The sequence below is a fragment of the Burkholderia sp. Tr-20355 genome (assembly GCF_017104685.1).
In the GTDB taxonomy this organism is placed as follows: Bacteria; Pseudomonadota; Gammaproteobacteria; order Burkholderiales; family Burkholderiaceae; genus Burkholderia; species Burkholderia seminalis.
In genome coordinates this window covers 47,672-54,162 of record NZ_JAAGPK010000041.1, presented here as the reverse complement: position 1 = coordinate 54,162, position 6,491 = coordinate 47,672, and the positions used below count along the sequence as shown (strand labels likewise).

Below are 6,491 nucleotides of genomic sequence, written 5' to 3'. Positions count from 1 at the left end.
CCGCCGGCACGCGTCACGCCGCCCGACCGTTCGGACTACGCGGCGCTGGCCGCCGCGCTGCGCAGCGACGCGCTCGACCTCGATGCCGAGCCGTGCGCGGTCGACAACGGCGCGCCGTGGCTGGTCGTGCGGCTGAAGTCGGCCGACGCGTGCATCGGCCTGTCGCCCGATCCGGTCGCGCTGGAAGCGCTGACCCGCCGCTACGGCGTGGACGGCCTCGCCGCCTACGCGCCGCACGCCGAAGGCGGCCCCGCGACGTTCGAGATCCGCTGCCTGATGACGGGCGGCCAGTTCGGCACCCCCGGCGAGGATCCCGTCACCGGCAGCGCGAACGCCGCGCTGGCCGGGCTGCTGACGCGGCAGAATCGCCGCCCCGGCCCGTCGTACACGGCCCGCCAGGGCACGGCGATCGGCCGCGACGGCCGTATCGCCGTCCGCTACGACGAAGACGGCACGACATGGATCGGCGGCGACGTCGTGACGGTCGTCGACGGCACCTTCCGGTCGCCTGCCTGACATTCCGCGATGTGCGATGGCGCCGCCTCGTTCGGCGCCCTACGCTTCGCCCAACTATCGCAAAAACGTTCCAGCCAGTAATATCGGGCCTAATCCGTTGTTTCGGACGTCTGTCCATGGTTGCGCATCCCGCGAACGAACAGACGCCGGGATAACCCCAACCCAAGCCAGCCATCCGGACGGATGGCGCACGCGAGCAGGACGCCACCCGCTTCGATGAGCTCCGCCCGGTCCAACCACACGCCGCCGAACCGGCCGCTGCGCACGCCGCGCAAATCGCGCCGGCGGGCGCTATTTGCGATCCCGCTGCTCGGGATGCTGGCGCTCGCGCTGTTGTGGGCCGTGATCATCGCGCGGCTGTCGGTGGAAAAGGACAGCGCGTACAAGGAAGCGGCGGCCTCCGCCGCGATCCTCTCCTCCGCGCTCGAGCAGCATACGGTCAAGGCGATCCACCAGGTCGACCAGATCACCCGCTTCGTCAAGTTCGAATTCGAGAAGTCCCCCGCGCACTTCAACCTCGCGAGCGCCGTCGAAAAAGGCGTCGTGCCGAGCGATACGCTGATTCAGGTGTCGCTGGTCAACGCGAAGGGCATCCTGTTCGCGAACACGGCCGAGCTTCATCCGCAGCCGATCAACCTGTCCGACCGCGAGCACTTCAAGGTCCACCTCGCGCACAACGACGACCGCCTGTTCATCAGCAAACCCGTGCTCGGCCGCGTGTCGAGCCACTGGACGCTGCAGATGACGCGGCGCCTGAACAACCCGGACGGCAGCTTCGCGGGCATCGTCGTCGTGTCGGAAGACCCGAGCTACTTCACCAACGACTTCTACAACAACGCGGCGATCGGCAAGGAAGGCGTGATCGCGGTGGTGTCCGACACGGGTACGGTGCTCGCGCGGCGCACGGGTTCGCTGAACAACGCGCCCGGCGCGTTTTCGGCATCGGGCGTGTACCCGATCGCCGAGCGCGTGACGGGCACGATCATCGACCCGATCGACGGCGTGACGCGCATCGTGTCGTACCGCCACCTCGACGGCTATCCGCTCGCCGTGATGGTCGGGCTATCGCAGACGGAAGAGTTCGCGGACTACTACCACACGCGCAACGTCTACCTGTTGATGACGAGCTTCATCACGCTCGCGATGCTCGCGTTCTTCGGCGTCGCGACGGGCCTGATCGGCAAGCTGCTCGGCCGCGAGCGCGAGATGACGCAGCTTGCCGAATACGACCTGCTCACCGGCCTCGCGAACCGCTACGCGACGCTGCGCGGGCTGCGCAACGACGTGTCGATGCCGGCGAGCCTGTCGCGGCTCGGCCTGCTGTTCATCGATCTCGACAACTTCAAGACCGTCAACGACACGCTCGGCCACAACGCCGGCGACATCGTGCTGCAGATGACCGCGTCGCGCCTGGCCGATGCGGTCGGCGACGAAGGCTCGCTCGCGCGCATCGGCGGCGACGAGTTCGTCGTCGTGATGAAGGGCGACGACGTCGAGCGGCGCGCGGTGCGGCTCGCCGAAGCGATCATCCGGATGTTCGGCGAGCCGTTCGACGTGCGCGGCAGTTCGTTCGTGCTGCATGCGAGCATCGGCATCGCGCTGCACACCGTCGCGAACGAAAGCGAGATCGACCTGCTGAAGAAGGCCGACCTCGCGATGTACAGCGCGAAGGACGCCGGCAAGAACTGCTACCAGTTCTATGCGCCGCACCTGTCGCACCGCGCCGATCACCTGATGCGCTGGGAACAGCAATTGCGTGTCGCGCTCGCCGAGGGGCAGCTGTTCCTCGCGTACCAGCCGAAGATCGACCTCACGCACCGGTACATCACCGGCTTCGAGGCACTCGCGCGCTGGGATCACCCCGAGCACGGGATCATCTCGGCGAACGAATTCATTTCGATCGCCGAATCGACGGGCCTGATCGTGCCGATCGGCGACTTCGTGATCCGCACCGCGTGCGAGCAGATCGCGCGCTGGCGCGACGAAGGTCACGACACGCTGACGCTCGCGGTCAACATCTCGCCCGTGCAGTTCTGGCGCGGCGACCTGATCGAGACGATCTCGCGCACGCTGCGGGAGACCGGCATCGACGCGAACCGGCTCGAACTCGAAATCACCGAGACCGCGATGATGGAGTATCCGGAGCTCGTGTCCGAGAAGATCGTCGCGCTGAAGAAGCTCGGCATCCGCATCGCGCTCGACGATTTCGGCACCGGTTATTCGTCGCTGTCGTACCTGCACCGCTTCTCGGTCGACACGCTGAAGGTCGACCGCTCGTTCGTGCAGGCGATCCCGAACGATCGCAGCGTGTGCGTGATGGTGTCGTCGATCGTCCATCTCGCCCGCTCACTCGGCCTGACCGTCGTCGTCGAAGGCACGGAAACCGAGGAGCAGATCACCTGGCTGTCCGCGCTCGGCGAGATCGAGGCACAGGGCTTCCTGTTCTCGCGCCCGGTGCCGGCCGACGCGATTCCCGCACTGATCGCCCGCTTCGGCGTGCGCGGCGACCATCCGAACGTCATCGCCCATCGCGCGACCGGCAGCACCGGCGCTTGAACGGCGGCGCCGCTGCAACCACGGCGCCCGTTGCGCGCCGTCGCGATTGTTGCGTTTCCCGATCCGATCGTTTAGTTCATTAACTAGCGTTTTCGCGCATGGCAGTGTCACGATGCGCGGCGGACAATCGGGAGGGCCTACGTGTCGGCGGGCCGCCGGCATGGCCATACGCGAGAGATCCGGCCCTGCGCCAACCACACAACCATGACTACCGTCGAAGTCGAAGCGACCGCTCGTGTCGAAGAGGCACAGGCATCCCTGTGGACCTTGTTCAAGGTCGTCGCCGGTATTTCCGCGCTCTCGTGGGGCGGGCTTTCGATGATGGCGCAGCTCGAACGCCACTACGTTGAACGACTGCAGCGCATCGAACCGCACGTATTCGGCGATCTCGTCGCGCTCGCCTGGCTCGTGCCGGGCCCGGTCGGCTGCAACGTGGCGGTGCAGGTCGGCCAGACGCTGCACGGCCGCGCCGGCGCCTGGGTTGCCGGTATCGCGAGCGTGCTGCCGTTCTCGATCCTGATGACGCTGTTCGCGATCTTTTATCAGACGCCGCTCGTGCGCTCGCTGGCCGCGCCGATGCTGATCAATCACTTCGGGATGGTGCTCGCCGCGCTGATCGGCGTCACGTGGGTCAAGCAGCTGCGCGCGCTCGCGCGCACGCGGCTCGAGCAGGCGATCGCCGCGCTGTCGACGATTCTGCTCGCTTTCGCGCATACTCCCGCCGCTTTCGTCGGGATTCTCTTCGCCGCGTTTGCAGCGGGCTGGCTGACGGGGCCGACCCAGCGCGACGCGGTCGAATTCACGCTGTCGAAGCGCGACCGCAACCTGCTCGTGCTGCTCGGTGTGCTCGTCGCGCTGTTCGCGGTGCCGCTGCCAGGCGATTACCAGGCGCAGCTACTGTGGCCGCGCCTCGCGGGCGCCGGCATGACGCTGTTCGGCGGCGGTTTTTCCGCGCTGCCGGTGCTCAAGACGCTGTTCGTGTCGCCGGCGACGGGCATCTCCGATCATGACTTCACGCTGGCGTTCGCGCTGTCGCCGGTGGCACCGGGCCCGCTGCTGAACGTCGTGCCGTTTCTCGGCTACCTGACCGACGGCTGGGTCGGCGCGCTGCTCGCGACGGCCGCGCTGTTCATCCCGTCGGGATGCCTCGTCGTGTTTGCGCAGAACCACCTGTCCCGGCTCAAGCGCCACGCGCGCTTCGAGCACGGCATGCGCCTGCTGCGCGCGGCGACCACGGGCTTTCTCGTCGTCGCCGTCGCGAAGATCCTGCATCGCGAGCCGGCCGACCCGGTTTACTGGCTGACGGGCGCCTTCGCGACGCTGTGCTTCGCGCGCTTCAAGGTGCCCGTCTATGCCGTCTACGGCGCGGTCGCCGTGGCGTGCGGCGTGTGGCTGTGGGCCGCCTCGCACTGACAGGCCCCCGCAGCCCTGCTCCACCGGCCGCCACCGGCGCGCCGCCCCTCCTCAACCGGCCTGCACCGCGACCCGGCGAGCCATCCAGCGGGCCCGCAGCGCGTCATACGCGAGATTGAAGCAGAACGTGTAAGGCAGGAAGAACAGCACGATGCCGAGGTCGAGCAGCAGTGCCTCGACGAGGCTCACGTTCAGCCACCACGCGGCCACCGGCACCACCATCGCGACGAGGCCGAGCTCGAACATGACCGCGTGCGCGATCCGCATGCCGAGCGTGCGCTTCAATCCCGCGCGACGCTCGAAGCGGTCGAACAGCGTGTTGAACACCATGTTCCACGCCATCGCGATCAGCGACACCATCACCGTCAGCACGCCGACGTGCGACACCGGCATGTCCAGCAGCCATGCACCGATCGGCGCGCACAGCGCGATCGCGACCAGCTCGAACGTCAGCGCGTGCAGCAGCCGTTCCGTCACCGTTTTGTTCACCTGTTTCATGATGCCCTCCTATTCGTTACGTCATGCATGTCGGCCATTTTGATCGGCGATACCGGTTGAATCCAGTTTGTTATCATCGGTTTTACCGATAATAAGAAGTCTGGAGCACCGCATGCACCACGCCCCCGAAGCCCTGCTCGCATTCGCCGAGGCCGCGCTGCTCGGCTCGTTTACGGCCGCCGCACGCAAGCTCGGCAAACGCCAGTCGACCATTTCGGAAGCCATCGCGAACCTCGAAATCGATCTCGGCGTGCAGCTGTTCGACCGCTCGACGCGCGCGCCGACCCTGACCGACGCCGGCCGCGCGCTGTTGCCGCAGGTGCAGCGCGCGCTCGAGGCCAGCGCGGCGATCGACCGAACGGCCGCGCGGCTCGCGCACGGCGAGGAAGCGCGGCTGACGCTCGTCGTGTCCGACACGTACCAGTCGAAACGCTACGAGGAAACGCTGATGGCGCTCGAGCGACGCTTTCCGGCGCTCGAGCTCGAATGCCAGATCGCCGAACACGAGGACGTGCTCGACCTGATCCAGCAGGGCCGCGCGCAGCTCGGGCTGATGGCCGCGCGCGCGGCCTACCCGGCCGATATCGGCGCGGCGACGGTGGCGGAGGAATCGGAGATCGGGCTGTTCGTCGGGCGCACGCATGCGCTCGCCGAATACGGCGACGCCGAGGTGCCGCACGCGGTGCTGCGCGACGTGCGCGAGCTGCGCCTCAATACCTATGTGAAAACGGAAGGCCGCGGCACCGACGACCGGATCGTCGTCGGCACGCAGCACTGGCTGGCGCCCAGCTACCTGATGCTGCTGGAGATGGCCGTACTGGGGTTCGGCTGGGCGGAACTGCCGCGCTGGATGGTCGAGCACTTCGCGCGCGATCGCCTGTGCGAGCTGCGCTCACGCGGCTGGCCGCGCCGCGTGCGCGTGGATGCGGTCTGGTCGCGCAACCGGCCGCTCGGCCCGGCCGGCGCGTGGTTGCTCGATGCGATGCTGGCCGCGTAGCGGCGCGGGCGACCCGGCCGGCAGCCCGCGGCGAGCGATCAGAACCCGCGCGACAGCACGGCCGCGCCGATCGTGACGACGCCGAGCACGAGATTGACGACGACGAGCAGGCGCACGGCATTCACCGCGCGCGCGCCGTCCGGCCAGTTCTGCGCCTGCACCGCGCGGCGGATGCGCGGGAACAGCGCGAAGCGGATATGGCCGAAGATCAGCATCATCACGACGCCGAGCCCGGCCATCGCGTGCAGCGACCACGTCGCGTGCGCGCCGCCGAATTCCACGAGCAGGAAGCCGCCGGACAGCAGGATCACGATCACGGAACCGGCCACCCAGTTGAAGAAACGGCCGAACACGCCTTCAATCAGCGGCAACCGGAGCTGCGGCGACAGGTCGGACAGCGCCGGGCGCAGGCAGAAGTGCGCGAAAACCATCCCGCCCACCCACACGGCAACGGCCAGCAGGTGAAGAAACAGCGCGACGGCAACAGCGTGGGACATGGCGACAATCCTGT

The 6,491-nt window shown here is 67.8% G+C and carries 6 protein-coding genes; 4 read left to right on the top strand and 2 right to left on the bottom strand.

Features of this window, described 5'->3' with window-relative positions; translation table 11 throughout:
- From G3N62_RS13860 to G3N62_RS13850, 3 genes are all read left to right on the top strand, one after another.
- The coding region (locus G3N62_RS13860; RefSeq protein ID WP_206141244.1) for a PhzF family phenazine biosynthesis protein at positions 1-516 on the top strand (516 nt) is incomplete at its 5' end.
- Positions 517-732: 216 nt separating this feature from the next.
- Positions 733-3,072, top strand: a complete 2,340-nt coding sequence (locus G3N62_RS13855) for an EAL domain-containing protein (protein ID WP_124670603.1) — start codon at positions 733-735, stop codon at positions 3,070-3,072.
- A gap of 204 nt (positions 3,073-3,276) precedes the next feature.
- The gene (locus tag G3N62_RS13850; protein ID WP_034190717.1) at positions 3,277-4,485 is read left to right on the top strand and encodes a chromate transporter; all 1,209 of its coding nucleotides are present in this window, start codon (positions 3,277-3,279) and stop codon (positions 4,483-4,485) included.
- Between the two features lie 51 nt (positions 4,486-4,536).
- Here the strand turns inward: G3N62_RS13850 and G3N62_RS13845 are convergent, their stop codons facing one another.
- Positions 4,537-4,983, bottom strand: coding sequence for a multidrug/biocide efflux PACE transporter (locus G3N62_RS13845; RefSeq protein ID WP_124670602.1), 447 nt, complete (start codon positions 4,981-4,983; stop codon positions 4,537-4,539).
- Positions 4,984-5,095: 112 nt separating this feature from the next.
- Here G3N62_RS13845 and G3N62_RS13840 point away from each other — a divergent pair, with 112 nt between their 5' ends.
- Positions 5,096-5,980, top strand: a complete 885-nt coding sequence (locus G3N62_RS13840) for a LysR family transcriptional regulator (RefSeq protein ID WP_059558165.1) — start codon at positions 5,096-5,098, stop codon at positions 5,978-5,980.
- A gap of 38 nt (positions 5,981-6,018) precedes the next feature.
- Here G3N62_RS13840 and G3N62_RS13835 read toward each other — a convergent pair whose 3' ends face one another.
- Positions 6,019-6,477, bottom strand: a complete 459-nt coding sequence (locus G3N62_RS13835; protein ID WP_034190714.1) for a CopD family protein — start codon at positions 6,475-6,477, stop codon at positions 6,019-6,021.
- Positions 6,478-6,491 lie beyond the last annotated feature (14 nt).

Bases quoted from the DNA above. Each gene is read 5' to 3' on its own strand.
- G3N62_RS13835 (WP_034190714.1), bottom strand. From the start codon at position 6,477: ATGTCCCACGCTGTTGCCGTCGCGCTGTTTCTTCACCTGCTGGCCGTT.
- G3N62_RS13855 (WP_124670603.1), top strand. From the start codon at position 733: ATGAGCTCCGCCCGGTCCAACCACACGCCGCCGAACCGGCCGCTGCGC.
- G3N62_RS13840 (WP_059558165.1), top strand. From the start codon at position 5,096: ATGCACCACGCCCCCGAAGCCCTGCTCGCATTCGCCGAGGCCGCGCTG.
- G3N62_RS13845 (WP_124670602.1), bottom strand. From the start codon at position 4,983: ATGAAACAGGTGAACAAAACGGTGACGGAACGGCTGCTGCACGCGCTG.
- G3N62_RS13850 (WP_034190717.1), top strand. From the start codon at position 3,277: ATGACTACCGTCGAAGTCGAAGCGACCGCTCGTGTCGAAGAGGCACAG.